The organism is Schaalia canis (genome assembly GCF_003858455.1).
GTDB lineage: Bacteria > Actinomycetota > Actinomycetes > Actinomycetales > Actinomycetaceae > Pauljensenia > Pauljensenia canis.
The window spans coordinates 443525-469958 of sequence record NZ_RQZF01000001.1 but is presented as its reverse complement, the minus strand read 5'-3'; the positions used below and the strand labels follow the sequence as shown (position 1 = coordinate 469958).

22 protein-coding genes are annotated in these 26434 nt (G+C 59.1%); 16 read left to right on the top strand and 6 right to left on the bottom strand.

The annotated features are described in order from the left end of the window. The first annotated feature begins 76 nt into the window (after positions 1 to 76). Both EII11_RS01965 and EII11_RS01960 read left to right on the top strand, forming a co-directional pair. Positions 77 to 304, top strand: a complete 228-nt coding sequence (locus EII11_RS01965) for a helix-turn-helix transcriptional regulator (protein ID WP_124868007.1) — start codon at positions 77 to 79, stop codon at positions 302 to 304. After that, on the top strand, positions 301 to 1539 hold the full coding sequence (locus EII11_RS01960; protein WP_124868005.1) for a type II toxin-antitoxin system HipA family toxin: 1239 nt from the start codon (positions 301 to 303) through the stop codon (positions 1537 to 1539). Before EII11_RS01965 ends, EII11_RS01960 begins: the two co-directional genes overlap by 4 nt. Here EII11_RS01960 and EII11_RS01955 read toward each other — a convergent pair. Further along, a complete protein-coding gene (locus EII11_RS01955; RefSeq protein WP_124868003.1) occupies positions 1512 to 2216 on the bottom strand; it encodes an MgtC/SapB family protein in 705 nt (234 codons plus the stop codon). The genes EII11_RS01960 and EII11_RS01955 overlap by 28 nt on opposite strands. 236 nt (positions 2217 to 2452) lie before the next feature. On the opposite strand from EII11_RS01955, the gene EII11_RS01950 reads away from it, so the two are divergent. Next, positions 2453 to 3472: a diaminopimelate epimerase gene (locus tag EII11_RS01950; RefSeq protein WP_124868001.1), complete on the top strand. Its 1020-nt coding sequence runs from the start codon at positions 2453 to 2455 to the stop codon at positions 3470 to 3472. Between the two features lie 176 nt (positions 3473 to 3648). Here EII11_RS01950 and EII11_RS01945 read toward each other — a convergent pair whose 3' ends face one another. Further along, entirely contained in the window at positions 3649 to 4266 is a 618-nt protein-coding gene (locus EII11_RS01945; protein ID WP_124867998.1) for a class I SAM-dependent methyltransferase, read from the bottom strand. Positions 4267 to 4713: 447 nt separating this feature from the next. Here EII11_RS01945 and hflX point away from each other — a divergent pair, with 447 nt between their 5' ends. Then, a complete protein-coding gene (gene hflX, locus EII11_RS01940; RefSeq protein ID WP_124867996.1) occupies positions 4714 to 6273 on the top strand; it encodes a GTPase HflX in 1560 nt (519 codons plus the stop codon). A gap of 205 nt (positions 6274 to 6478) precedes the next feature. Continuing rightward, complete coding sequence (locus tag EII11_RS01935) at positions 6479 to 8377, top strand: ATP-dependent DNA helicase (protein ID WP_420820437.1); 1899 nt, start codon at positions 6479 to 6481, stop codon at positions 8375 to 8377. A gap of 179 nt (positions 8378 to 8556) precedes the next feature. Here the strand turns inward: EII11_RS01935 and lexA are convergent, their stop codons facing one another. Further along, positions 8557 to 9270 (bottom strand): transcriptional repressor LexA, encoded by a 714-nt coding sequence (gene lexA, locus EII11_RS01930; RefSeq protein ID WP_124867992.1) that lies wholly within the window; start codon positions 9268 to 9270, stop codon positions 8557 to 8559. Positions 9271 to 9530: 260 nt separating this feature from the next. Here lexA and EII11_RS01920 point away from each other — a divergent pair, with 260 nt between their 5' ends. Both EII11_RS01920 and nrdR read left to right on the top strand, forming a co-directional pair. Next, the gene (locus EII11_RS01920) at positions 9531 to 10070 is read left to right on the top strand and encodes a LysM peptidoglycan-binding domain-containing protein (RefSeq protein ID WP_124867988.1); all 540 of its coding nucleotides are present in this window, start codon (positions 9531 to 9533) and stop codon (positions 10068 to 10070) included. Positions 10071 to 10223: 153 nt separating this feature from the next. Next, positions 10224 to 10961 (top strand): transcriptional regulator NrdR, encoded by a 738-nt coding sequence (gene nrdR, locus EII11_RS11035; protein WP_476707464.1) that lies wholly within the window; start codon positions 10224 to 10226, stop codon positions 10959 to 10961. A gap of 116 nt (positions 10962 to 11077) precedes the next feature. Here nrdR and serA read toward each other — a convergent pair whose 3' ends face one another. Together serA and EII11_RS01905 are read right to left on the bottom strand one after the other, a co-directional pair. Then, positions 11078 to 12316 (bottom strand): phosphoglycerate dehydrogenase, encoded by a 1239-nt coding sequence (serA, locus tag EII11_RS01910; RefSeq protein WP_124867986.1) that lies wholly within the window; start codon positions 12314 to 12316, stop codon positions 11078 to 11080. A 69-nt stretch (positions 12317 to 12385) separates the two neighbouring features. After that, entirely contained in the window at positions 12386 to 14671 is a 2286-nt protein-coding gene (locus EII11_RS01905) for a HelD family protein (RefSeq protein WP_124867984.1), read from the bottom strand. A 249-nt stretch (positions 14672 to 14920) separates the two neighbouring features. Between EII11_RS01905 and EII11_RS01900 the strand changes: the two genes are divergently transcribed. Next, a complete protein-coding gene (locus EII11_RS01900) occupies positions 14921 to 16609 on the top strand; it encodes a PAC2 family protein (protein ID WP_165867027.1) in 1689 nt (562 codons plus the stop codon). Between the two features lie 11 nt (positions 16610 to 16620). Here the strand turns inward: EII11_RS01900 and EII11_RS01895 are convergent, their stop codons facing one another. Then, positions 16621 to 17478 carry a spermidine synthase gene (locus tag EII11_RS01895; protein WP_165867026.1) on the bottom strand — a complete coding sequence of 286 codons (858 nt, stop codon included), beginning with the start codon at positions 17476 to 17478 and terminating at the stop codon, positions 16621 to 16623. A 108-nt stretch (positions 17479 to 17586) separates the two neighbouring features. Between EII11_RS01895 and dinB the strand changes: the two genes are divergently transcribed. From dinB to mraY, 8 genes are all read left to right on the top strand, one after another. After that, positions 17587 to 18846, top strand: a complete 1260-nt coding sequence (gene dinB, locus EII11_RS01890; RefSeq protein WP_124867980.1) for a DNA polymerase IV — start codon at positions 17587 to 17589, stop codon at positions 18844 to 18846. Positions 18847 to 18915: 69 nt separating this feature from the next. Further along, positions 18916 to 19329 carry a DUF3040 domain-containing protein gene (locus EII11_RS01885; protein WP_124867978.1) on the top strand — a complete coding sequence of 138 codons (414 nt, stop codon included), beginning with the start codon at positions 18916 to 18918 and terminating at the stop codon, positions 19327 to 19329. 797 nt (positions 19330 to 20126) lie between these two features. Continuing rightward, the gene (gene mraZ / locus EII11_RS01880; protein ID WP_124867976.1) at positions 20127 to 20558 is read left to right on the top strand and encodes a division/cell wall cluster transcriptional repressor MraZ; all 432 of its coding nucleotides are present in this window, start codon (positions 20127 to 20129) and stop codon (positions 20556 to 20558) included. A gap of 139 nt (positions 20559 to 20697) precedes the next feature. After that, positions 20698 to 21699, top strand: a complete 1002-nt coding sequence (gene rsmH / locus EII11_RS01875) for a 16S rRNA (cytosine(1402)-N(4))-methyltransferase RsmH (RefSeq protein ID WP_124867974.1) — start codon at positions 20698 to 20700, stop codon at positions 21697 to 21699. Then, positions 21696 to 22094: a cell division protein FtsL gene (gene ftsL / locus EII11_RS01870; protein WP_124867972.1), complete on the top strand. Its 399-nt coding sequence runs from the start codon at positions 21696 to 21698 to the stop codon at positions 22092 to 22094. Before rsmH ends, ftsL begins: the two co-directional genes overlap by 4 nt. An 18-nt stretch (positions 22095 to 22112) precedes the next feature. Next, a complete protein-coding gene (locus tag EII11_RS01865) occupies positions 22113 to 23888 on the top strand; it encodes a peptidoglycan D,D-transpeptidase FtsI family protein (RefSeq protein ID WP_124867970.1) in 1776 nt (591 codons plus the stop codon). Between the two features lie 45 nt (positions 23889 to 23933). Next, the gene (locus tag EII11_RS01860) at positions 23934 to 25334 is read left to right on the top strand and encodes a UDP-N-acetylmuramoyl-tripeptide--D-alanyl-D-alanine ligase (RefSeq protein ID WP_124867968.1); all 1401 of its coding nucleotides are present in this window, start codon (positions 23934 to 23936) and stop codon (positions 25332 to 25334) included. Then, positions 25331 to 26410, top strand: coding sequence for a phospho-N-acetylmuramoyl-pentapeptide-transferase (gene mraY, locus EII11_RS01855; RefSeq protein ID WP_124867966.1), 1080 nt, complete (start codon positions 25331 to 25333; stop codon positions 26408 to 26410). Before EII11_RS01860 ends, mraY begins: the two co-directional genes overlap by 4 nt. Positions 26411 to 26434 lie beyond the last annotated feature (24 nt).

The window sequence follows — 26434 nt, the reverse complement described above, 5'->3', positions numbered from 1 at the left end:
CTGACTAGCTAAGTCCGCTATTCTCCATGTAGCGGAAGTATTTTTCCGAAGACTTTCTTCAGGAGGGAGGGGAATCGTGACTGTAAAACCCGCTCAGCATGAGGCATTCGCCCAGCACGTTGGTTCGGCAATCCGTGCTGCCCGCCGCCACCTGGGGATGACACAGGAGGAACTCGCCGAACTCATTGGCGTTTCAGACCGCACGATGCGCAGCATTGAGCAGGGGAAAACAGGGGTTTCCTTTGACTCTGTTCTTCGCTCTGCCCAAGCAGTAGGGGTGCGTTGGGAAGTGCATACACCATGAGCATCACACCCGCAGCCGATGTCTACAAGGCAGGACAGCTTGCTGCCCACATCACCCGTACTGTTGCAGGGGATACGATCTTTCGCTACGTACGCGACTATGACGGTCCTCCTATTGCAACCACTCTTCCAGTAAATGACAGCGACATCCTCTCGCCTCATGGAGCCCTCCCCGTCTTCTTCACAGGACTCCTCCCTGAAGGAGCGCGTCTAGAACGCCTCAAGCAGCATTCCAAACAGAGTCTGAGTAATGAACTCGGACTCCTCCTTGAGGTTGGCGCAGATGTGCCGGGCGACGTGCAGGTCGTGCCTCATGGCCACAACCTGCACAATGTGGAACCTCTGGTGCATGAGAGCCTGAGCGAGATGGTCTTTGATGATCTGCTGACACAGGTTGATCGTCGTTCGCTTCCTGGAGTGCAAGAGAAGGCATCGGCATCCATGATCTCTGTTCCGGCCCGCGTGCGCAGGAAAGACGCATCTCAGACAGCGCAGTGCCCTCGGGAAGGCATTATTAAGCTCGATCCACCGCGCTACATGGCCCTCACTGCTAACGAGTTTCAGCATCTCCAGGCCGCACGTAAACTCGGTATACCTGTCGCTCGGGCGGAAATCGTGCACGATTCACGGGGGGAAAGTGCCCTCTTCGTTGAGCGTTTCGACCGTGCCTGCGTGGACGGTCAGGTAATGAAAATTGCTTGCGAGGACGCCGCTCAGGTCATGGATATTGCACCAGCGATGAAGTACGAGGTGACGAGTGAGGATGTGAGTGAGGCGCTATCGCACCTGTGCGCTGGCCAAGCTGCAGCCCGACGTAACCTCTATCTGCAATTCCTCTACGCCTGGCTGACCGGTAATGGCGACGTGCATGCCAAAAACCTCTCCATTCTTCACGGGCGGAGCGGGTGGGAGATTGCGCCTATGTATGACCTGCCGTGCACCCTTGTCTATGGTGATGATGAGATGGCACTAAGTATTCAGGGGCGAAGAAAGAAGCTCAAACTCGACCATTGGCGAGGTTTCGCTGACACCCTTGGGCTACCCGAAAAATCCCTTCCAAAGATCTTTGCCCGCGCCCTTCGCGCAGCGTCGTCAGTCGACTGGGAGCAGCTTCCATTCACCGGCTCCGTGCTTCGCGCTGTTCAACGAGAACTGGTTTCTCGGCGTTGGCAGCTCGAACGGCTACTTAACGGTGAGGACTCACTCCATCAATCCAGGTCATTACGGTCGATCTGATCGACTGCGTGAACCTTCGGAATCGCCGCAAGGGAGGACATGAGTTGGCGCTGCGGGTGGGGGCCGTCAAACTTCATGACCACCCTCATGCCTCGACCTTCCTCAGTCTCAATATGAGCTGTGGAGGTGACAACCGCGGTGTAGCCCTGCTCGGAGGCCGTCGCCAAAATGCGGTGCATGACACCATGCCCTGATTCGTATTCAATGACGGTGCGCATATTCCGGTTGGCGCTGGGGAGGCGATTCATCAACGGACCAATAGCGAATACCACCAGGTAGTGCAGGAACAACGCATAAAAGGCAATGTGGAACATGCCAGCACCGCAGGCCATGCCGAGCGCAGCCGAGAGCCACACGGTAGCGGCGGTGGTCAACCCTCGCACCGCATCATTGTTGACGAAAATCACGCCAGCGCCAATAAAACCGATACCTGAGACAATCTGGGCGGCAATACGCGCAGGATCAGTGGCCATCGCGCCGCCTTGAAGGGGCGCAAAACCGTAGGCGGAAATCAGCGTGAACACGCAAGCTCCCATACCCACCAGCACATGCGTTTTCACGCCCGCGTTCTTGTGGTGGAACTGGCGCTCCACGCCCAGTAGCGTGCACAGCAGGAAGCACACCGTTAAGGCAAGGAGCTGCTGCGCAATGGGCGAAAGCTCAGCTAAAACCGGCATGGTGACATCCTTCATCACGAGGCACGAAAACCGCGCCACCATATCGAGGACGGCACGGAAGGTCGTATAGCCAAGGATACGTCACTGCTCATAGGTGCGAGCAGAAGCGACAGCGCCGTCCGCCCAACTCTCTGCGCTCCCTATTCCTCCATTCCGCTCATCCCTCCACGCTCGCCATTCCAGCCACTGCGCGAACGTCCTCGCCAGCCGCGGCATATCTGCACTAGCGTGGTTGCATGGAACATGAACCCGCACGGCCTCGCATGTGGAAGGCCCACGGTACTGGCAACCACTTCATCCTTATTGATGACCCTGAAGGAGCACTTGACCTGACAGCTCAGATGGTGGCGCGCCTTTGCGACGTGCGCACAGGAATCGGTGCCGATGGCGTTATCCGCGTCATGCAGCGCGAGGGTGTGTGGTTCATGGATTACCGTAATGCGGACGGCTCCATCGCTGAAATGTGCGGTAATGGGGTGCGCGTGTTTGTTGATCACCTGCGCCGACGCGGCTTCGTTGACCTGCAGGTGGGGGAGAGCCTCACGATCGACACCCGTGGTGGCACGCGTAAGGTGGACGTGATTTCCGCCCCCGCCTTTGGTGACGATGCAGAGTCCGGCGTGTGGTATCGCGTGAATATGGGGCCAGCCGTTTTGAGCGGCCTTGGCGACATGAATGTACAGGTAGTGGGAGTACCCGGCACTTTCAGCGCAACGCGCATTGCCATGCCTAACCCGCATGCGGTGATCGTCCTGGACAGCGCAGAAACACTGCGCGGGGCAATCCTGCCGACTGTTGACAATGACGAGGCTCCCGCGCCCATCCGCGCGACCTACACGCCCGCGCCCGAGGCGGGGGTGAACCTGGAAATGATTGTTCGCGAAGCCAATATGCCCGAACCGGCCGACGCCTCTCAGCCTTCGGTGCTGTCGCAGGATGGCGGCGAGGCCGGGACTGCGCGCGGGCACCTGCTCATGCGTGTCCTTGAGCGTGGGGTAGGGGAAACGGCCTCCTGTGGCACGGGGTGCTGCGCTGCCGCCGTGGCCGCCACCATGGCAGCCAGCGCATCAGGCGACGAGGCCGATGCCGTACCGACCTCGTGGGTCATCGACATTCCCGGTGGGCGAGTCGTTGTGGACTGTGAAGGAGTTGTCGAACGCGACGCGGATGGACATATTCGGCTCTCGCCGGACACTCCTGTCTACCTGTCGGGCCCGGCCACACCGGTGGCTGAGATTATCCTCAGCGCGCTCTGAAACAGCCTATTCTGGGGCCACCACCCCAGGTGCAGTAGTCCCGGGAGCTGTGTCATTCCCCGGAGCTGGGTCGCTCTGCCGCAGGCATCGTGAAGGGATCTGTATCTGTAGAGCGCGTTAGTGCGTCGGCGGAGGACAACGAGTTTGACGCGCGTGTCACAGGCCAGGCTACCGATTTAGCGGCGCGCCTTGACCTCGATAATGCGATACCCCTTCTTGGAGGCAATCTTTGCTGAAGGGAAGCCCTGCTCATTGAGCCAAGCAATGAGCGAATCAGCGCCAAGATTGCGCTGGACAACCAGGTAGGCGCGGCCATCCTCGGCCAAGAGGCTCAGCCAATCGGTGAGCATCGCATGCATGGCTTCCTTCCCGACACGAACCGGAGGGTTTGACCAGATGAGGTCAAAACGCGTGCCCTCAGCACGAGCCTTCTCCAATGCGTCAGGAGCAGGGATCACGTGAATATTCGCACCGCCGTTGACCGCGGCATTACGGATGGTCAGATCCATGGCACGGGTATTGACATCGACGGCCCAGATTTCAGCATCGGGAGACTCACAGGCCAAGGTCACAGCAATCGGACCCCACCCGCAGCCCAGGTCAAGGAAACGGCCAGATGCGGGAGGCTCGGGAGCCTCAGCCAGAAGCTGACGAGTGCCCAAGTCCAGACGCGAGCCTGAAAAAACCTTGTCGGACACCCACATTTGTAGGTCATGTCCGCGGGCGGTAAAGGTCAGGAGGCGAAGGTCATCCTCGTTGGCGGGGGTGTGATCCGAAAAATACTGCTGTTCCACGTCCCTAAGCCTACTTCACTGTGAGTTTTTCCTTCACGGGGAGTTTTTCCTTGACCGTGCCCTTTCCTTCGCCGTGCCTTCTGTACCTTCCTTTCTCTAACCACCCCTTCTCGCTGTCCTTGCCTCCCTTTCGACGTGTCGCTACCAGCCAGCGCGGGACAACCTCGTCCCGAAGATGCAGGACTCAGCATATTTCTGCCTACCTACTCCACGCCTTGCGCTCCCGCCTGTGCATCCAGGGGCGTATCAACCCGCTTTGCGCAGTTTCTCTGCTGATCTCACACCGGGTGGATCACTCAAATGCGGGGCACCCATGCGACACTAGAGGACGTGTTTGCGACACAACAACGCGGGCACACCACACGCTGTACACGACGAGCACGCCCACACATGTCCGGCACCTGACCAGCATGCACCTGGAGAGCGGCTCACTATTGGAGGAAATGCATGTCCCACACCACCCCCACCACCGGTGACGACGCACGCAACGCCGCCACCCTCGACGAGTCCGCCCGCCAGGCGGGTGCAGGTGGCGACGGTGTGGACCACATCCAACGCGCTGAGGATGTTGTCGCCCGCGTCCTCGCCCGTCAAGGCACGGCACTTGCCTCCACTGTGGACCACAATCGCGAACAAGACGCTGGCGCTCTCGAACGCGAGGCCCGCGCCGGCACGCGACGTACCCGATCTGGTTCCACCGAACTCGAAGACATTTCCGAGGTCGAATACCGTCAAATCCGACTTGAACGCGTGGTCCTGGTGGGCCTGCGTACCACAGGCACCCAAGAGGAAGCCGAGGTATCCCTGCGTGAGCTCGCAGCCCTGGCTGAAACCGCAGGCTCGGAAGTCCTTGATGCCCTCATCCAACGCCGCCCTCATCCTGACCCTGCGACCTTCCTGGGCAAAGGTAAGGCCCATGACCTGGCGGATATCGTCAAAGACACCGGCGCTGACACGGTCATTGTTGACGGCGAGCTTGCCCCCTCCCAACGCCGTGGTTTAGAAGACGTCGTGAAGGTCAAGGTCGTTGACCGCACCGCACTGATCCTGGACATCTTTGCTCAGCACGCCAAGTCGCGTGAAGGTAAGGCCCAGGTTGAACTGGCTCAACTTGAATACCTCCTGCCACGCCTGCGCGGTTGGGGTGAATCCATGTCACGTCAGGCTGGTGGCCGAGTCGCCGGCGGTGAAGGTATCGGCTCGCGTGGTCCCGGTGAAACCAAGATCGAACTTGATCGCCGCCGTATCCGCACCCGTATGGCTAAACTACGCCAGCAAATTCGTGAAATGGAGCCCTCCCGTCGCACCCAGCGGGCCTCCCGTCGGAAGGGAGGCGTTCCTTCGGTCGCAATCGCCGGCTATACGAATGCTGGAAAATCCACCCTGCTTAACCGCATTACCGGCGCTGAAGTGCTGGTTGAAGATGCACTCTTTGCCACCCTTGATCCCACCGTACGTCGCTCCACTACCCCTGATGGGCGCGTCTACACCCTGTCAGACACCGTCGGTTTCGTCCGCCACCTGCCCACCCAACTTGTCGAGGCTTTCCGCTCCACCCTGGAAGAGGTCGCTGAGGCTGACCTTATCCTCCACGTCGTGGACGCCGCTCACCCTGATCCTGTTGGTCAGGTCGCCGCCGTGCACCTCGTCTTTGACACGATCGAAGGCGCGCGTGACATTCCTGAGCTCATTGTGCTCAACAAAGCTGACCTGGCAACACCTGAACAACTGGCACTACTGCGCACCACCTTCCCAGAATCTGTCGCTGTCTCGGCATACACGGGCCTAGGAATCGAGGGACTGCAGCTACGCATCCAAGACCTCCTGCCGCAACCTCGCGTGACCGTTGACCTTGTCATTCCCTACTCTTACGGTGCACTCATCCACGAGGCGCACGAAGATGGCGAGATTGTCAGTGAAGAATACGTGGGAGAGGGCACGCATATCGTCGCCCGCGTCGATGAGGCCCTGGCCGCGCGGTTGAAGGAAGCTGCCGTGCATGGCTGAGGACACACTCACGCCATCAGATACTGCTCCGCCAGCGCACAATGCTGTGACAGCAGATGCAGAAGCAGGTGCTCCAGGACAGGAGGCTGCTCCTGGTGGCGAAGCCGCGCCTGCGAGTGAAAGCATCGCTGATGCAGACGAGGAAACCCACGACACTGAGCTGACGCGCATTGCCCTGGCTACCCTCACCCGGGTGGTGGAGTCGATGGGAGGCTCCACCCGCGCGGGGCAGATCGAGATGGTTACCCAAAGCTGCGCGGCTATAGAAAAGGCTGAGCATCTGCTCGTTCAGGCAGGAACAGGAACAGGTAAATCCCTCGGATACCTCGTTCCAGCACTGACCTACAGTGCGCTCGATCATAAGCGTGCGCTCATCTCGACAGCGACCCTGGCATTGCAACGCCAGATCCTCGTCAAAGATGCCCCCACGGTGGTCGACGCTATTGCTCACACCACCGGGCGAACGATGGACGTCGCCCTCCTCAAAGGCTGGGCGAACTACCTGTGCCTCCACAAACTCACAGGTGGCTACCCCGGTGAAGAAGGCACGCTCTTTGACGGCGCCGACGCCATCTTTGATCAGCCGTCCTCGCCCCTGGGCCGCGAAATCATGCGGATTCGACAGTGGGCGAAAACCACCGAAACAGGCGATCGCGATGACCTCGTCCCAGGCGTGTCCGATCGGGCCTGGCGGCACGTCTCCTTGCAACGTCGCGAGTGCCTGGGCAAGTCATGCCCCATGCTCGATGAATGTTTCCCCCAGGCAGCCCGCGACCATGCCCAAGAAGCCGATCTCATCATCACGAACCACTCACTGCTTGGAATCCACGCCACCAGTGAGGGAGATATTTTCCCTGAGATTGATCTGATGATTGTCGACGAGGCGCATGAACTCGCCGAGCGCGTGCGCGACCAGGCCAGCCAGGAAATCTCCTTGGGTTCCCTCATGCGGGTTGCTCGCACCGCTCGCACGCAGGTCAAAGCCGACGTGCAAGCTCTCGAAGAAGCGGCCACCGCTATCGGTGCCATCCTTGAAACCCTTGACGATGGTCTGATTCTCAACCGTCCCGATAATCTCGACGCCGCCATGCACGCCCTGGACGGAGCTGTACGGGACTGCCTCTCGCAGGTGAGCAAAGGCGGGGGAGAGGCTGCCGCCAAGCAGCTTGCGCGGGCTGCCCTCGAAGAACTCCTGGGCGTCCTGGACGCATGGTCACGGCCCGCTGAGCATTCCATCACCTGGGTGAATCGGCCATGGAGAGATGGCGAGATCGGAGCGCCTCAGCTCATTATCGCCCCCCTGGATGTGGCCTTCCCCCTGGGAACGGTTGCCCTGGGAGATCGGCCAGCAATCCTGACCTCCGCCACGCTGTCCCTGGGGAACTCCTTTGAGACAATCGCCTACCAAACGGGATTAAAGGTGTCCTCTCGCCCCTGGCGAGGCATTGACGTGGGAACCCCCTTTGAGCCCGACAAGCAGGGCATTATGTACCTGCCCACCCATCTGCCAGAGCCCGGCCCACAGGGGCCCTCCGAGGCTGCCCTACGTGAGCTCGTTGATCTGGCCAATGCCAGTGGGGGTGGCGTCCTCGCACTCTTTTCTTCGTGGCGAGGGGTTGAAGCTGGTGCGGCAGCATTGAGGGAGAACACCGACTTTGAGATCCTCGTCCACGGGGAGGAAAGCGTTGCCGCCCTCGTTCAGCGTTTCCGCGACAACCGTGATTCCTGTCTGGTGGGCACCATGACCTTCTGGCAAGGCGTGGACGTGGTCGGACCTGCTTGCCGCCTGGTGGTTATTGATCGTATTCCCTTCCCTCGTCCCGATGATCCGGTTGCTCAGGCGCGCGCACGCGACGCTGAGCGGCGCGGTCAGTCAGGCTTCTACGCCGTGAGTCTGACTCACGCCGCGCTGATGATGGCGCAGGCATCAGGACGTCTCCTGCGCTCTCACGAGGACCGGGGAATGGTCGCTGTACTGGATCGACGTCTCACTGAAAAGAAATACGGCTCCTATATCCGCGCCTCTATGCCGCCAATGTGGCCAACACAGAATAAAGACACAGCATTGGGAGCGCTGGCGCGACTAAGAGAAGGCCTCGACTGAGGGGAGCGTCATCCTGGCGTTCGGATAGCTCTAGCACCAGCGCCTACGACGCTTTCTTGACGTCGGCGCCGGCGTTGGCGTTGGCATTGGCGTCTGTGGTGCTCTTTCAAGCCCAGCGCCTGCAGCGCTACCTCGCGCGCTACTCAAGCAAGCGGCATAAGGCGGAGCGAAAGGCGGTCCTACAGCGAGCGCAACACGGTGACGACGCGGCCAAGGATGGTTGCCTCATCACCAAGGATCGGCGCGTAATCCTCGTTACGAGGCAGCAGCCAGACGTGTCCATCAGCCCGCGACAAAACCTTCACGGTTGCCTCGCCGTCGATCATGGCAGCGACAATTTCCCCTTCATGGGCGGTGGCCTGAGAGCGGACGACGACGAAGTCACCGTCAAGAATGCCCGCATCCACCATGGAGTCGCCGCTGACTTCAAGCATGAACAGTGTGCCCGAGCCGGTCAGGCGTGTGGGGAGTTCAAAGACATCTTCGACGTATTGTTCTGCGGTAATAGGTGAGCCTGCTGCGATGCGCCCTACAAGGGGAACCGCTGATGCGTCACCGTCAGCGTGGGTCGCAGGAAGCTCTATAGTGACGACCTTCGCTAAAGGCGCATCGGTGTTGTGGGCTGGCGCGCTTGGAGGGGGAGGGGTTTCAAAGCCGAGCAGTGCCTTTGCCTGCTCGGATAGTTCCATTGCGCGAGGGCGGCCAGGGACTCGTTGCAGGTAGCCACCTTCTTCTAAGGCATCAAGGTGGTGTTTTACCGTCGAAGGAGATGCCAACCCCACAGCGGTAGCGATTTCGCGTACGGAGGGTGGGAATCCTTGGGAGGACACAGCTTCGTGGACGACCGTCAGGATGGAGAGCTGACGGGGTGTGAGCTCTGGTGTTGAGGTCATATCCGCTCCTTAACGGTGAGAGAGGCAAGCCTGCTGATGTCGGTCCGTATATGTGCTCCGACCTGGGTATTCACGCAAATACGGGGTGGTCTTGGTGTAGTAGAGACATCCGCCGAGGCTCCGTCCTTGAGATACAGCCTACGGCACAAAAGCCGAGAAGTGAAACATATGTTCGAGAGGTTCTCGACATCGGATCATTCGCATGTTATCGTACATGTGTTCGACGAACAGGTGTTCGATTGATAGGAAAGGGGCTCGTCATGAGCAACGCAACCGCACAGCGTCACATGATGCAAGGTCAGCAGGCACAGTCTCAGGTTGCTCCACTACGCATCGTGGGTGGTACACACGCCTCCCCAACACTTGCCACCGTCACCCCGATCTCTCAGGCACCCTCAGCACGCCTGCGTCGAGCCCGACTACTCGCTGAAGATCCGGCAATGCGCCGTCGCCCGGTGCTCGCTTCTTCTCGCATGCGCGCCCGCTCTGCGGCCGTAGCAGCACAGCCTGCCACTGCTCAGGCTCATCGCCCGGCATCTTTCTTGCGCTCCATGACATACGGCGTTCTCTTCGCTGCTTCCATCGTAGGTGCCGCCGCTTTGGGGCTTTCCCTTCAGCCAGCGCCCTATGCTGGTCCCACCATCGAACACAGTGTTGTGGCAGGGGATTCGGTGTGGTCTTTGGCGGCTGCGGTTGCTTCAGAGCGTCCCCTCGAAGAGGTCGTTTTGGATATTGAACGCATGAACGATCTCGATGCCGGACTTGTGCCCGGACAATCGCTGATTCTCCCCACACGCTAAAAAGGGCGTAAAAGCGCCATAAACTCGCGCACCACTGTTAATGGTGCGTGGGCAATGTTGCATCTCGCGCACGCGAACCGTAGCGTATTCCTGAACAGTGTCAGGAGGCCCCGCGTGCATTGCCCGTTTTGCCAGAGTCCCGATTCGCGTGTTGTGGATACCCGAATCGCTGATGATGGTGCCTCCATTCGTCGGCGCCGTGAATGTACGGCCTGCAAGCACCGCTTCACCACCTTGGAAACATCCTCTTTCCAAGTGGTGAAGCGTTCGGGTGTGGTTGAGCCCTTCTCACGCAATAAGGTGGTCCAAGGCGTCATGAAAGCCTGCCAAGGGCGCCCCGTTGACGAGCATGACCTTGCACGCCTTGCCCAGCAAGTCGAAGAAAAACTCCGCACATCGGGCGTGATTAACGTCAGCTCGGATGAAGTTGGTAGAGCCATTTTGCCCTTCCTTGCTGAGCTTGATGAGATCGCCTACCTTCGCTTCGCTTCCGTCTACCTGAGCTTTAACGATCTTGATGATTTCGAAGCTGCGATCACAGAACTCCGAAAGACCTCGAAAGCACCACGATCATCTGCTTCCAAAGAGATCCAAGACGATAACAACCAGACAAACGCTCACAAGCCCGTAGACAGCGTTAATCAGGCAGGCTCTGGTGCCTTGGCTGACGCGCAAGCCTCCTCCAGCACGGCTCCCGCGACACGCTCTGCAAGAAAGACCACAAAAGCAGGTGCGAAGGGGACAGCGAAAGGCCGCAGCAAGTCAACTACGCCGAAAACTGCAGAAGGAAAAAGCGACGCGCAGGCAAGCGCGGCCAAAACTCCCCGAAAGAGGCGCGCGCCTCGTAAGAAAACAGACCAGGATTCGATGCCGAGTTTGCTTGATTCCTAGAGGCCTTCGCTCGCCCCAGCCCAATCACGTCGGCCCAGTGATATGACCAGCTTTGCAGCAAGAAGGGGCGCTCTTACGGTACATGCCGGGGCGCCCCTTCTTGCGTTCAACGTGCCTTAGCGTTGCCCGCAGGGGGTGGGCACAGAACCATCCAGAGCGGAAATATCCAGACGCACGGTGTCCTCCAGCAAGCGAATGGCTTCAATGGCCTCGCAGGGAATCTCGGAGGAAATATCAGTCAGCACATAGCCGATAGCATCAGCCGTTGCCAAGATCTGGCCGTCAATATTGGCGCCCGACTCCGCAAAAATACGGTTAATCGTTGCGAGCACACCGGGAGTGTTGTTGTGAACAAGACGAATACGGTAGCGGCTAGAAGCACTGGGCTGGAGCTGTAGATTCGGCAGATTCACGCTCATATCTGTTGAACCCGTGCGCATAAAGTCGCACATTTTAGCCGCCACAAAACGGCCAATGTCACGCTGGGCTTCTTCTGTGGAACCACCAACGTGTGGGGTCAAAATGACATTGTCCAGACCAGCTAAAGGCGACTCGAAAGGATCGCCATTAGCCTTGGGCTCTTCCGGGAAAACATCCACGGCCGCACCAGCCAGGTGCTTATTCACGAGATTCTCCCGCAAAGAATCCAGATCCACCACGAAACCGCGCGACAGGTTAATGAACAATGCGCCGGGCTTCATCTGAGCAAACTGGGCGGCACCAAAGAGATTCGCATTTGCTGCGCCGCCATCAACATGGATGGACACAATGTCAGCTTCACGTAAAACCGCCTCCATTGTTGGCATCTGGGTGGCATTCCCCAGGGCTAGGCGTTCAGCGGTGTCGTAGAAGATGACATTGAGGCCCATAGCTTCAGCCAACACAGACAACTGTTTACCGATATTGCCGTAGCCAATAATGCCCAGAGTCTGCCCGCGAACCTCGTGCGCGCCGTCTGCGGACTTATCCCAAATGCCTCGGTGTAGACGGGAGTTCTTCACGGTGATCCGGCGAGTGAGCGCAATAATCTCACCCACGGCTAGCTCCACCACTGAACGGGTGTTGGAATACGGCGCATTGAACACGGCGATACCAAGCTCCGTGGCAGCAGCCAAATCAATCTGATTGGTGCCAATGCAGAAAGCGCCGATAGCCCGCAACTGAGGATGAGCTTCCAGCACGCGGCGCGTGACATCGGTTTTGGAGCGGATACCCAGATAGTGAACGCCCTTGAGGGCCTCGATCAGCTCGTCTTCGTCGAGGGCACCGGTGTAGCGGATGACCTCCACCCCTGCGGCTTCATAGATCGAGTCAGCAACTGAGTGAGGATTCTCAAGAAGGAGCACACGCGTCATGTCAACAGAATGCCAGAGACGCACCTCTTCGCGCCCGGTCCACCATTAGGTGGACTGCGGTTTGCTTCACTATCCCGCACACTCCATGCCCGCAGGCAGTGGCGCGGAGTGAACCACATGCATGGATTGGGTGGCGCGTGTAAGAGCCACGAAAAGATCACCTGGCCCGTCAGCAAGGATTTCACCGGGCTCAACAACGATGACATGGTCGAACTCAAGGCCCTTGACGCCCACAGCGCCAAGAAGACTCACGCGCTGCTCAAGCCCGGTGTATCCCTCAACATCGGCTTTCCACAGGGCAGCACGTTCCTGTCCAACCACGACAGCTACGCGGCCCATCCCCGCTCCCACCTGATCGTCCAGCCGGGCACACACCTGGGCAACGGCCTGCTCGACTGCCGGCCACAGGGCATCAACATCCGTGGGGGCAAGGGCGGCCCCCTCGATGCGCGTCACGCGATAGGCTTCGTCCACCTCGCGCACGGCAACCAGCTCGTGCAGCAAGGGAGCCCCCGCTTTCTCCATAACGGAAGCCGCTAAACGAGTGAGGGCGCCGGGGGTGCGGTAGGAAACAGTGAGGATATGTTCCCCCGTGTAGGCGCGAGCGGCGGGCCCCAGAGCATCAGGCCAGGAGGTTGGCCGGTGGTGGCCTCGGCGCTGATCAAGGTCGCCCACCACGGTAAATGAGCGTGAGGGGCAGCGACGGAGCAGGGCACGCCACGCAAGGGGAGAAAGATCCTGGGCTTCATCGACAACGATGTGACCGTAGGTCCAGGAACGGTCCGAGGCGGCCCTTTCTGCGAGAGGTGCGACCTCGGTGTAGCCTCGGGCGGAGGCGGCAAGCATTTCGGCAGTGACGATCCCCCCACCTAAGCCCTGGGCGCTCAAAGCCTCTTGGGCGCGGGCAAGCTCCTCAGCCTCCTCGGCGGCGCGTTGAGCGCTCGAATGATGCTCAAAGGGAGCGAAAGTGCCCAGATGTTCTTCCAACTCATCAAGGATCGGCACATCCGACACTGTGAGCGCTGCCCCCTTGTCGCGGCGTAGGAGCGCACAATCGTGGGCGCTCAGGGGCGAACCTGCGCGGCGGTTCACCTCGGCAAGGAAATCAGGTCGTGCCCATAAGCGCTCCAGGAGCGTTACTGACGAGGTCGGCATCCATGCGAGGTTGATGGCGCGGCGCGCATCCATACTGGCGCGCACCTCGTTGCGCCACATGCGAAGGTCATCGGGGTCGATACTGTCCTCATCGCGAGCTTCTTTGGCTTCGAGGATGATGCGGGTGGCGAGGACGTCAATAAGCTCAAGGGCGAATCCCTCGCGCGCGACGTTATGAGGTTTCCCGCTACGGCGTGCCCGGGTGCGAGCGGCAGCAATATCCGACTTCTTCAGCGTGACAGTTCGGCTCCACACCGTGAGCTGCTGGTCGGTATCAGGAACGCGTTCAATAGCGCGTACCGCGAGGCGGGCGAGTTCGGCCCACACCTCGCGGCCCTTGACCTCGGCGGTGGCCTCGTTATCAAAAGTGCGAGCTTTCACGCCCGGAATCAAATCGCCCATCGTGAGGGATACCACTCCAGATTCACCGAGTGAGGGGAGGACCTGTTCGATGTAGCGTAAGAAAACTCGGGACGGGCCAATGATGAGGACACCCGAACGTTCCAGGCGCTCGCGCTGGGCGTAGAGCAGATAGGCGGCGCGGTGGAGGGCAACAGCGGTCTTGCCTGTACCAGGGCCACCTTGAAGGACCAATAGGCCATCATCGTCAGCGCGAATAACGGCGTCCTGCTCGGCTTGGATTGTCGCGACGATGTCGCCCATGCGTCCGTCGCGAGCCTTGCCTAGTGCAGACATGAGGGCGCCTTCCCCTTGAAGGGAAGAAGCATCAAGGGCTGAGGAATCAGATACAAGGAGATCATCTTCAAGGGAGATCACGCGCCGGGCGCGAGTTTGAATATGGCGACGGCGCACAATTCCCAGCGGGTCTTTCCCGGTTGCCTGATAGAAAGGCCGAGCAGCAGGCGCGCGCCAGTCCACAAGAAGCGTGGTTGCGTCCTCATTCGACAGCGCTGTACGGCCGATGTAGCGGGCCTCTCCCTCGTCGGTATCGAGGCGTCCGAAGACAAGACGGTCTTCGACATGCTCTAAACGGGCGGCAACATCGCCCAAGTGGGCGGCAATCGCATCACGTTCGGTCCATCCCTGGGCGTTGCCGACACCGTGGTTAGCGTGGACTGACTTCTGGGTGGAGCGATAGGCGGCACGCAGGGCATCGAGTCGCGCATAGGCGCGGTCAACGAATCCCTGTTCAATGGCGAACTCTGCCTGCGTAGCGTCGGCAGATTCGTGAGGTGCCATATTCGTCCTTCCCTAGTCCACCGTGGTGGGCTTCGTGTGTGCGCTCAAAAGGCCGACTGTCTATTTTTCCTTATCTGAGGCGTGCGCGCCGCGTGCAACTCCTCACGTCGTCTGTCATGTGGTGTTCCTTCGGCAATGTGGTGTTGGCCCGCTAAAGTGTGGACAACACGCTAAGCAGGTAGTTTGGAGGTAGGGGAGTGCCCCATCTCGACTCTCTCCATGACCGCCAGTAGGATGAAAGGAGGCGTCATGACTGATTCACCGAGCCCCAGCACTGACCTCTTTTCCTTCGGACCTGCCATGGGAAGTCAATCGCCGATCCTGCTCACGCATTTTGATGGTGCAATGGATTCAGGCATGGCTGGACGTCTAGCTGTCGTCCAAATGTTGCGATCCCTCCCTGCTGAGCGCCTGGCAACTTTCGACTCTGACCAGCTCATTGATTACCGTGCGCATCGTCCGATTGTTACTGTCGACGATTGGGTGACAACCGGCATGGATGTGCCAACGATCGCCTTGGATCTTCTGCACGACGATACGGGCGCACCTATTTTGCTCCTGCACGGGCCGGAGCCTGATTTGCGCTGGGAAGCTTTCTCCCAAGCTGTTGCTGATCTTGCACGCGAGGCCGGGGTTGAACTGACCGTGTCGCTACACGGGCTGCCCTCCGGCGTGCCACACACTCGCCCCGTTCAGGTGCATGTGCACGCCACTGACGGCTCCTTGGTTCCTGATCAGGCCCAAATGGTCACGCCTTTGCAGTTCCCGTCACCGCTATCGATCTTCCTGCAGACACGCCTGAGTACCGTGGGCATCGACGGTGTTGCATTGCTGGCGTCAGTGCCGTACTACATGACCGATAACGCTTTCCCTGCGGCGTCGTCGGCCATGCTCAAACACCTGGCGGAGATGACCGGGCTGGCCTTGCCGGTGGGTGATTTGGAACGCGGCGCTGCTGACGACATGGCTGCGATTAGTGCGTTGGTGGAGTCTAATCCTGAGATTGCTCAGACGGTGCGCTCTCTTGAAAAGACTTTTGATGCTGTGGATTTGACCTCCCGTGCTGCGGACTTGTCATTGGACGAGGCCATTGCGGCTACGTCCTCCGCGGATTTTGATGCCGCTTTGGGTGAGGATGTGACAGCCTCTGTTGAGGCATTCCTTGCTACCGTTGAGCGCTTCGAGCAAAAGAAAGCGAAGAGCGTTGAAGACGTCATGCGGGTGGTGTCTTTGCTGAGTGAGGCAGTAGAGCTTGCTCCAAAGAGCGAGGTCGACCTGCCAGAGCCCGTTTCGGACGCAGTAGAGCTCAACCATGACGCAGAGGACTCCGCTGCCGACGCGGTGCCGTTTGAGACTGATGCAGAGGATTGCGATGCCGATTCCGATGCTGATTCCGGTACTGAGCGTAGCGGTGATGACACTGCAGGTGATGACAGTGCGGAGCATGACGCTGCGGACGATGCCGCCGACAGCGGGGATGCAGACAGCAACACTGCAAGCACTGCGGGCAATGAGACTGCGGCTACTGCAAGTACTGTCACCGCTGCAATGAGCCCCGAGTCTGAGACGCTCGCAGAGCCTGAAGATGACCTTACCCGCGACATTCCCGTCATTCGCCCCTGGCAGCGGATATCAGGGTTAGGTCAACTCCCTGTTGATACCCAATCCCCACTGGCTCACCGCGCAATGGCAGCAGGCGCAGAAGAACCCCCGCAGGAACAACGTCAAGAACAGCCCCAGGAACAATCGCAGGCGCCCGCCTCTGATGCCAGCACTGAGTCCACGACTCCCCAACGCCAGGTGCCCGCAGAGATTGAAGAAGTGCTCCGACGCATCGCTGAACGCGAGGCGCGCAAACAACAGGGCCTCCCGCCGCTACCGACTGAACCCCGTCATAACGGAGACTCGGGCGACAGCGACGAGACCACCTCCTACTGAAGCCGCAGCCTTTACTGAGAACCCCAACCCACCTGGGCATCTCGCAAAGACTTCGCTCCTGCCCGCCATTTACTCATCTCCTGCCCACGCATAATCCTCGCGGGCAGGGGCAAACGACGAAGGCGCCGATCAACCTCGTCACAGAGCTCATCAGGGGATAAACCAACGAACTGGCCAGCCTCGTCGCGCACAGGAGAAAAAGCGCATAACACGACATTGCCGCGCCTCCCACTGCGCCCCACCTTCGGGTCAGCGATAGCAAACACCACCTCGAAAGCCTCAGTGAGCGCTTCAACCTCCCTGCGCGCATCCGCCCCACCCCCATGTGCGGCATTCAAAGCATAAAAACCCCCGGGGCGAAGAGCGCGAGCAGCAGCCTTTGCCGCTTCCACCGTTGCCAAATGCGAAGGAACAATGCCGTGATCAAAAGCATCGCGGACAATCACATCCCAACTACCTTCACGCGTCGTATCAAGCACGCGACGCCCGTCCTCGACACGAATCTTCAACTCAGGAGCACGCGGCAGATCAAACCAGTCACGCACACACTCAACTAACTGCGCATCCACCTCGATAGCAGTCTGTCGAGAACCCGGACGACGCCTCGCCCACGCCCACGGCAAAGCACACGCCGCGCCACCCACATGCAAAGCCCGCACAGGACGATCAGAGCCATAAAACACCTGAGCCAGCACATCAATATGCTGCATGTACTCAAACTCCAGATGCTCAGGATGCTCCACATCCACACAGGATGACTCCACTGACCCCAAAAACACAGTCGCCCGCGATCCATCCCAACTCAGCGTTACCTGCCCTGAACCAACCTGGCGCTGCTGCGTGCCGCGTGCTGAACGATGTGATGCCATGAAAGCCAGCCTACCGGCCCGCCACACACGGCAGCACCCGGCGCTCCCACCGTCGCGCTGCGTAGGATAGAACGCACACCACGCCAACACTGAAAGGGGAGAGGACCCATGTCGAATGCGCCACGCTCTCCCCACGCACGACGCAACTGGGGCGAGGACGACACCGGAGCAGACATCCTCCACGTCGACATGGATTCTTTCTATGCTCAGGTCGAACTCAAAGAAAATCCCTCACTCGCAGGCCGCCCCGTCATCGTGGCTGGCAGCAGCGCTCGCGGGGTGGTTACTTCCGCCACCTACGAGGCCAGAGCCCTTGGCATCCGAGCCGGCATGCCCACCATGCAGGCCCGCTCCCTCTGCCCCAATGCACACTTCGTCCACTCACCTATGAGCCTTTACCGGACGTACTCGGCCCGAGTCATGAGCATCATCGCCGAATACACTCCTGTCGTCGAACAGCTTTCCATTGACGAAGCCTTTATGGACGTCGCCGGATCCCACCGCAGGCTCGGCTCATCACTCCACATCGCCCGCAGCCTCAGAGAACGCATCCGCAACGAGGTCGGACTGCCCGCCTCCGTTGGCATCTCCAGCGTCAAATCCGTTGCCAAGATCGCCTCCGCACACGCCAAACCCGACGGACTACTCCTCATCCCTCAAGCCGCAACAGTTGACTTCCTCCACTCCCTACCCGTGGGCGCACTCTGGGGAGTCGGAGCCAAAACCGAAAAAATCCTGCGCCAGCGCGGCATCGACACCGTCGCACAACTCGCCCACACACCCCTGAACGACCTCCATCGATGGATCGGCGCAGCCTCAGCCCACCACCTGCACAACCTCGCCTGGGGAATCGACCCCAGAAACGTCGCCCCCCGACCCGTCGAAAAATCCATCGGCACCGAACGCACCTTCGAACGCGACATCCGAAACGCACAAGAAATTGATGCTTTCCTTCTAGAAGCCGCCCATGACTGCGCCCGGCGCCTACGCAAAGCACAGATGGTTGCCTGGACTGTCAGCATCAAAATCAGAGACGCCAACCGTCGCACCATCACACGCTCAGCAACCCTGAGCATCCCCACCGATCTGGGACGCACTATCGCTGAGCACGCCCAGATACTCTTTCACGCCGAAGGAGTCCCAACCGCAGGAGTCAGACTCCTTGGAGTGCGGGCCGAATCACTCCAATCTCGCCAGGACGGAGTGGCTGTTGCCCTCGATGACGACGGCAGACCACGGGCCACCGAAGAAGCCATGGATACCATCGCCCAAAGGTTTGGACGCACTGCACTTACACCAGCGTCACTGCTAGGAACAACAAAACTTCGCACTCAGGTAACACCCAGCCAAGGGGAGTTCCAGGACTGAAATAGGCCCTGGCAGCGTTTACCGGTACACTGCAATGACACGACGAATCACGCAGCAAGGAGGTGCGAGATGGCCCTGTCAGAATACGAGAAGCAAGTTCTTCAAGAACTTGAGGCAGAGTTTTCCCGTGATAGCTCGGAAGCTGCAACCTCGGCATCAAAACTCGCCGAACAAATGGGCAAAACCGAAACGGAGCGCGCTCGCGGGCACTTCATCCCTCGATATGTCGCTGCAGGCTCTGTCCTTGCTGTGATTGGTTTGGGAATCCTTTTGGCTGCTGTGACCCTTGGCTACAGTCTGTGGTCAATCCTGCTTGGCGTCCTCGGATTCGGTTCCATGCTGGGCGGCATCATGCTGGCCCTCCACACCCAGCCCTCCGCAGGGAAGAAGCCTGCGAAGAGAGGGAAAGCTCCGCGTGGGCGTTCCTGGCAGACATTCATTGACCGGCAAGAGCGCCGCTGGGATGATCGTCGCCACGGGTGAGTGTTCCTGATTTGGACTGTTTCTCAGCGAGAGTATGAGTATAGGGGTTGCGCATTATGCGCAGCCCCTCTTCTCTGTTTGACGCGCTTGATCCAGCTCTTCACGGGCTGTGTACGACTTAACGGGCTGTGTACGACTTAACGCAAAAAGTTCGCGGTGCACCACGTACATATAGCGCTAAGTCGTACACAAGCACACTCAGGGGTGTGCCCACTCGCCTGCGCGTCGCTCCGGCTCCTATGCCCAACCGCGCCGCAAGCTGCGCACCTCCCCAGCCTCTGCTGCTAGGGATTCCCCGCTGTCGTCCCGCACCAGCATTGAGCATTATGCTTCGTGCGCGGCGGAGAGCTTGATGCTTGGTGTGTACATGCCCCTCCATACCCTTCCACCACTTTGCTCCCCACCCTCCGCCCTGGGTTCCCCCACTTCCCACCACCATGCCCCGTTATGGCGACAGTCCCTCTGGAGCTAGTGTGGCTTGCTGTGGAGGCTGAAACCTGCATTTTCCTGCGAAAACATTGGGGGAAGTGGGGAATGTTCCCGGGGGTGGTGAGTGTGGGAGGGGTGAGTGAAGCAGTGGGGTGAGGTGGGTGTCCTTCTTAATCAGCGGGTGGTGAAGGAATGGAATTCGACGCGCCGCAGAAAAATCCCTCCACTATGCTCCACTGCCTCTTTGGGCTGAAATTTAGCCAATTTTATCTCCCAAAAGCCTGAAAAAATCGCTTGAGGGTGTTAAAGGTGGTGGAAGGTGGGGTAAAGTGGGGGCTAATGTCACACGATGGGGAAGGGGGTGGCGCATGTTTCTCGGTACGTACGAGCCCAAGCTCGATGACAAAGGCCGCGTAATCTTGCCTGCTCGCTTCCGCGATGACATGGAGGGCGGCATCGTCCTCACCCGAGGACAAGAGCGCTGCATCTACGCCTTCCCCGCGCATGAGTTTGAGGTCATGACCCAAGAACTCCGCCGTGCTCCACTGTCCTCAAAGCAAGCGCGTGACTGGATTCGCGTCATGCTTTCGGGCGCTTACAAGGAAGTGCCCGATAAGCAAGGTCGTATTACGGTCCCCGCAGATTTGCGTACCTACGCAGGTCTTGGTCGTGAACTAGCCGTCATTGGCGCTGGGTCGCGAGCCGAAATCTGGGATGCCTCCGCCTGGAAGGACTACCTGTCCGTACAGGAAGAGGTCTTCTCTAATACAGCTGAAGAAATTATCCCGGGCATGTTCTGACTCGTTGAGTGAGGTCTCCGCCCGCTGTTCTGTCTCTTCTTCCCCTTTGACAGAGCACGGTGGGGGACCTCGCCCAACGAAGCGAACAAGGCCCACATTCGAGGCACCTGCCTCGTAACGATTGTGAAGGGGGTGACCCATGGCAGAAGAATCACACGCTGGCCTGCCCGAGCGCGACGCCGCACAACTACATATTCCTGTGCTGCTCAATGAGTGTTTGGACATGCTTGAGCCTGCCATTGCTCACCCCGGCGCAATTCTCATCGACTGCACCCTGGGAATGGGCGGACACACTGAAGGTGCGCTACAACGTTTCCCGGAACTCACGGTCATCGGCATTGATCGTGACCCGGAAGCAATCGCCCTTGCCTCCCGTCGCCTCGAACCCTTCGGCGAGAGATTCCAGGCGGTCAACACCACCTACGACCATGTTGATGAGGTCGCTAAGGAATACGGTATTGACGAAAAAGTAGACGGAATCCTTATGGATTTGGGCGTCTCTAGCTTGCAACTTGACGAGGTAGAACGCGGCTTCTCCTACTCCAAAGATGCGCCCCTTGACATGCGGATGAACCCGTCGAAGGGTGTTAGCGCCGCTGAACTGCTCGCGACTGCGACGGAGCGCGAGTTGGCGCGCATCCTCAAGGTCTACGGGGAAGAAAAGTTTGCTTCCCGTATTGCCCGGATGATTGTCGAACGTCGCCAGAATGCGCCACTACAGCGCACGGGAGAACTCGCTGATCTTGTCCGTGATGCCATCCCGGCACCCGCTAGACGCACGGGAGGAAATCCCGCGAAGCGGACCTTCCAGGCTTTGCGTATCGCTGTCAATGACGAACTGACAATCCTCGAAGATGCTCTGCCTCGCGCGTTGTCGCATCTGCGTGTGGGTGGGCGCCTGGTGGTGGAGTCCTACCAATCCCTTGAGGATCGCATTGTCAAAACGATCTTCCGTGAAGGAAGTGAAGATCGCACTCCGCCGGGCTTGCCTTTCGTGCCGCCCGACTTGAAACCTAGCCTTCGTTTGCTCACCCGCGGTGCGGGGCGGGCTGACGAGGCCGAACTTGCCCGCAACCCCCGATCTGCTCCCGTGCGTTTGCGGGGGGCCGAACTGATAGAACCATGGAGGAATAGAGCATGAGCGCAGCAAGTGCCGCACGCACGCGTCCAGCATCCCGTCCCGATTTCCTCCACGAGGTTTCCACCCCTCAGCTTCGCGTTGTTGAGGGCGTGAGCCAGCGTCGTCGCCTTTTCCCGATTATTGCTGTCATCATGCTGGTGCTGGTGACTGCGATTGTGGTGCCGATGGTGCTGAATACTCGGATGGCGCAAACAGCATTCGCAATTCGTGAGCAACAACTCGAATTGAATCGTCTGCAAGCCGAGGAGTGGACAGCTCACACTAAGCTTCGTGAAGTATCCTCACCGGGGAACCTCGAACAGGCCGCTAAGAAGATGGGGATGGTTCCGGCTGCGAAAACAGGGATTATTACCCTGTCGAGTGGAACCATCGAAGGCGGTAATACGGCTCGATAACCGAGAAGGGAAGACCACATGTTGTCACGCTCAAGGCCACGCTGGCTCCACATCGGATTCAGCGTGGCCTTGTGTCTGTGTGCGGCGAATCTCTTTTGGATTCAGGTCATTCAAGGCCCGGTACTGGCTGCTGAAGGGCAGGAGTTACGCACTTCCGCAAGTGAGATCCCACCTCGTCGAGGGGCAATCGTTGACGCCAAGGGGATGATTCTTGCCGACTCGGTGCAGACGTACCACATTGCCGTTAATCAAAAGAACATTCTCAACTACGTGCACTGGGAGAAGATCACTGGTCCTGACGGCAAGGAAGACTGGGTTGTCCGAGGCCGTGGTCCGGCGGAGGCTGCCCGTCAGTTGTCACCACTATTGGGAATGGACGAGGCAGAGCTTGGCGGCAAGATGGTGGGGACATCGCCGTATTCCTATCTCAAGAAGAATGTTGATGCTGTCACCTATAGGAAGATTCGCGCCCTCGATATTCACGGTATCGAGTGGGAGTCAGTGTTTGAACGGATCTATCCCAATGGTGCGACGGCTGCCCCGCTGCTGGGCAAGTTGGGTAACCGTGACGAGAAGTCGGTCAAGCCTGAGGGAGTGTCGGGCTTGGAGCTTACTTTCGAGGAGCTGCTGCGCGGCACGCCGGGCAAGGAAGCCTACGAGATCGCTCCTAATGGGGCGATTATGCCCGGCGGAAAGCAAGTGAGCGAGGAACCTTTAGACGGGGCGACGCTGACAACGACTCTTCACGGCGACTTACAGCACCTCATCCAAGACGCACTTAATGCGCGTGTGGCTAAGCACCAGGCTGACTGGGGAGCTGTTGTCGTGCAGGAGGTGTCAACCGGCAGAATCTTGGTCATGGCTGATTCACAGTCGAAGGCGCCTGCGTCGAATGACGTTCAGCCGGTCGCTTCTGTCCAATACGCGGTCGAACCGGGTTCAGTTGGCAAGGTTGTCACAATCGCAACAGCCCTCGATAAGGGAACAGTCGAGCCGACAACAGTCTTTACGGTTCCCTATTCCATCGACCCTCCCGACGCTGGCGGGCCGATCAGTGACTTCCACTTCCATGAGACGATGCCGATGACAACGACGGGCATCCTGGCTGAGTCGTCCAATACGGGCACAGTCGCTGTGGGTGAGACTGTCACGGACGAAGAACGCTACGACATGATGAAGCGTCTGGGTTTTGGTGCGGCAACCGGAGTGGAACTGCCGGGTGAGTCTTCGGGCGTTGTCCGTCCTGCCTCCGAGTGGGTGGGCCGTGACCGCTACGTCACGATGTTCGGGCAGGCCTATTCCGTGACGGTTTTGCAGGAAGCATCGCTGATGGCCACTATTGGCAATGGCGGGGTACGAATGCCCCCACGGATCGTTGACTCGTGGACCATGCCGGATCAGACGGTTCATACGCCTGAGCCGGTCAAGCCTGTTGAGGTGATGAAACCTGAGACTGCACGCACCCTGATTACCATGATGGAGTCCTCCGTGCATGAGCCTCTTGGTACGGGCCAGCCGGCGAAGGTTGAAGGCTACCGCGTGGCGGTGAAGACCGGTACTGCAGATATCTTTGTTGATGGGGTTCCCGCCGTCGTTTCGACAACGGCAGGAGTGGTTCCCGCAGAGGCTCCCAGGTTGGCAGTGGCTGTTGTGCTCTACAATCCGAAGGTTGGACTTTTGTCATCGGAGTCGGCTGCACCGCTCTTTAGTGAGGTCGTCACCCAGGCGGTCAGGAATCTTTCGATTCCCGCCTCGGCCACGCCGCCGACTCTGTACGACAGCTACCCGAGGTAGTCATGCGCCTGCTTGGTCATGGCTTCGCTCCAGGAAGGACATACGATGCGTAGATCGGTGGATTGGATTGCCACTGCTGTCGACGGACACCTCATTGGCAGCGCCGCTGTCGAGGTGAACGCGGTGGTCACAGATTCGCGCGAGGCTTCCCCCGGAGCGTTGTATGTTGCTCGCCGTGGCGAGAACTCTGATGGCCATGACTACATTGATGCTGCGATCGCCAACGGCGCGGTGGCGGTGCTGGTTGAGGCCCCACAGGATGGCTGCGCCGTGCCGCAGATTGTTGTCGAAGAGTCGACGATGGCGTTGGGCCGTCTTGCCCACGCTCATCTGGAGGATCTTCGAGCAACGGGCAGCATCGAGGTTGTTGCCGTGACGGGCTCTGCCGGTAAGACGACGACGAAGGACCTCCTCGCCCAGATTCTGGGTTCGAAGGCACCAACGGTCGCACCGAAGCTGTCTTTCAATAACGAAGTGGGCCTGCCGTTAACTGTGCTGAAGGCTGCCGATGCCACCCGCTACCTTGTCCTTGAAATGGGGGCTTCAGGCCCAGGGCATCTGCGTTACCTGACGGATATTGCCGCCCCCGACCTCGCAATTGAATTGATGGTTGGTCACGCCCACCTTGGTGGCTTCGGCTCAGTTGAAGGGATCGCTCAGGCAAAGGCCGAACTCGTCGAGGGGTTGCGTCCGCAGGGCACGGCGATTCTCAACGCCGATGATCCCCATGTGCGGGCAATGGCTGACCTTGCCCCGGCTGCAGTTCGCTTCTTTAGCACCCACACTGCCCCCGATGCTCATTACCGTGCTGAGAACATCACGATTGATGAACACGATCGCGCATCCTTCGATCTTTATGCTGGGCAGCGTCGCGCCTCGGTGGCCCTTAAGCTGGTGGGACCGCATCATGCTCACAATGCTGTGGCAGCGGCGGCTGCGTGTTGCGAGCTGGGACTGAGCGTTGACGAGGTTGCCGCAGCGCTGAATACGGCTCGCCCTTTGTCCCCCCACCGCATGGACGTTCAGGACATGACCCTCAACGGGCACAGAATCGTCCTCATTGATGACTCATACAACGCCAATGTTGATTCCATGCGTGCCGCACTGTCATCACTGGGACGACTGGGGTCAGACCGGCTCACCATTGCCGTGCTGGGTGAAATGCTTGAACTGGGCGAAGCCAGCGAGGCCACCCACCGTGAGGTTGGGCGCATGGCCCGAGAAGTTGGAACGTCGCTCATCGTTGCTCTTGGACAGGAGGCTGTCCACTATTGCGAGGGCCATGATTCAGACACGCGGGTAGTACATGTGTCCTCTCCTGAGGAAGCCTGCGATGCTGTGGTAGAGGCCTTAGCCGAAGATGCAGTTATTGTGGTGAAGGGTTCCTTCGGATCAGGAGCCTGGCGTGTTGCTGATGCCCTGAAAGAAAGGGGAGTGGCCCTGTGATTGGGTTGATTGTTGCCTTCATTTTGGGCATCGGACTGTCGATTACCCTCACCCCGGTCTTCATTCGATTCCTCATTCGTAATGAGTTTGGGCAATTCATCCGCCAAGATGGACCAACCGGGCACCTCACAAAGCGAGGCACTCCGACGATGGGTGGCGTTGTCTTCATCTTCGCCACGGTCGTTGCCTGGTTTGTCGGATCGCTCATCAACGGCGGTGTTGATTGGTCCTCCTTCCTGCTGGTCTTTCTCTTCGTTGGGCTGGGCGTCATTGGTCTGCTCGATGACAGCATTAAGATCCGCAAGCAGCGATCACTCGGATTGCACGCTGGTGCGAAGGTCATTGGACAGCTTGCTGTTGCCTCACTTTTTGCTATTGGAGCGCTCTATAATCCCGGAGATCACGGGCCGGGTGCCGCATCGACAACGATTTCCTTTGCTCGACCAAGCAGCCTTGACCTGATGTATTTAGGGGTCGGAGTCGGTGTTGTCCTCTTCCTGTTGTGGGTGAACTTCCTGATCGCCGCATGGTCCAATGCCGTGAATCTCACCGATGGCCTTGATGGCCTCGCAACAGGATCGTCCATCTTTGCTTTCGGCGCCTACATGGTCATTTCATACTTCCAGCGCATCCAGGCATGTGGAGGAACGCTCAATGTGTCAGCCTGCTATGACACGCGCGACCCGCTGGCCCTAGCTGTATTCTGCGCGGCATTAGTGGGTGCTCTTGCGGGCTTCCTGTGGTGGAATGCCTCCCCGGCGCAGATCTTCATGGGCGACACCGGCGCGTTGGCGTTGGGCGGCGCGCTGGCAGGGCTATCCATCCTGACAAATACCCAGTTCCTTGCCGTCATTATTGGTGGTCTTTTCGTTGCGGTCACCATTTCGGATGTCATCCAGATTGGCGTGTTCAAAGCAACGGGTAAGCGCGTGTTCCGAATGGCGCCGCTGCACCATCACTTTGAACTTTTAGGCTGGAAGGAAGTGACGATTGTTGTCCGCTTCTGGCTGGTTGCCGCCCTTTTCGCCGCTGTTGGCGTGGGCGTTTTTTACGCTGAATGGGTGTCGAAGCTGTGAGCGAGAAAACCCCGGATGTGCTCT

Coding starts and splice junctions, on each gene's coding strand:
- EII11_RS01960 (WP_124868005.1), top strand. CDS start 301: ATGAGCATCACACCCGCAGCCGATGTCTACAAGGCAGGACAGCTTGCT.
- EII11_RS01955 (WP_124868003.1), bottom strand. CDS start 2,216: ATGCCGGTTTTAGCTGAGCTTTCGCCCATTGCGCAGCAGCTCCTTGCC.
- EII11_RS01950 (WP_124868001.1), top strand. CDS start 2,453: ATGGAACATGAACCCGCACGGCCTCGCATGTGGAAGGCCCACGGTACT.
- hflX (WP_124867996.1), top strand. CDS start 4,714: ATGTCCCACACCACCCCCACCACCGGTGACGACGCACGCAACGCCGCC.
- EII11_RS01935 (WP_420820437.1), top strand. CDS start 6,479: ATGGGAGGCTCCACCCGCGCGGGGCAGATCGAGATGGTTACCCAAAGC.
- lexA (WP_124867992.1), bottom strand. CDS start 9,270: ATGACCTCAACACCAGAGCTCACACCCCGTCAGCTCTCCATCCTGACG.
- EII11_RS01920 (WP_124867988.1), top strand. CDS start 9,531: ATGAGCAACGCAACCGCACAGCGTCACATGATGCAAGGTCAGCAGGCA.
- serA (WP_124867986.1), bottom strand. CDS start 12,316: ATGACGCGTGTGCTCCTTCTTGAGAATCCTCACTCAGTTGCTGACTCG.
- EII11_RS01905 (WP_124867984.1), bottom strand. CDS start 14,671: ATGGCACCTCACGAATCTGCCGACGCTACGCAGGCAGAGTTCGCCATT.
- EII11_RS01900 (WP_165867027.1), top strand. CDS start 14,921: ATGACTGATTCACCGAGCCCCAGCACTGACCTCTTTTCCTTCGGACCT.
- EII11_RS01895 (WP_165867026.1), bottom strand. CDS start 17,478: ATGGCATCACATCGTTCAGCACGCGGCACGCAGCAGCGCCAGGTTGGT.
- dinB (WP_124867980.1), top strand. CDS start 17,587: ATGTCGAATGCGCCACGCTCTCCCCACGCACGACGCAACTGGGGCGAG.
- EII11_RS01885 (WP_124867978.1), top strand. CDS start 18,916: ATGGCCCTGTCAGAATACGAGAAGCAAGTTCTTCAAGAACTTGAGGCA.
- mraZ (WP_124867976.1), top strand. CDS start 20,127: ATGTTTCTCGGTACGTACGAGCCCAAGCTCGATGACAAAGGCCGCGTA.
- rsmH (WP_124867974.1), top strand. CDS start 20,698: ATGGCAGAAGAATCACACGCTGGCCTGCCCGAGCGCGACGCCGCACAA.
- ftsL (WP_124867972.1), top strand. CDS start 21,696: ATGAGCGCAGCAAGTGCCGCACGCACGCGTCCAGCATCCCGTCCCGAT.
- EII11_RS01865 (WP_124867970.1), top strand. CDS start 22,113: ATGTTGTCACGCTCAAGGCCACGCTGGCTCCACATCGGATTCAGCGTG.
- EII11_RS01860 (WP_124867968.1), top strand. CDS start 23,934: ATGCGTAGATCGGTGGATTGGATTGCCACTGCTGTCGACGGACACCTC.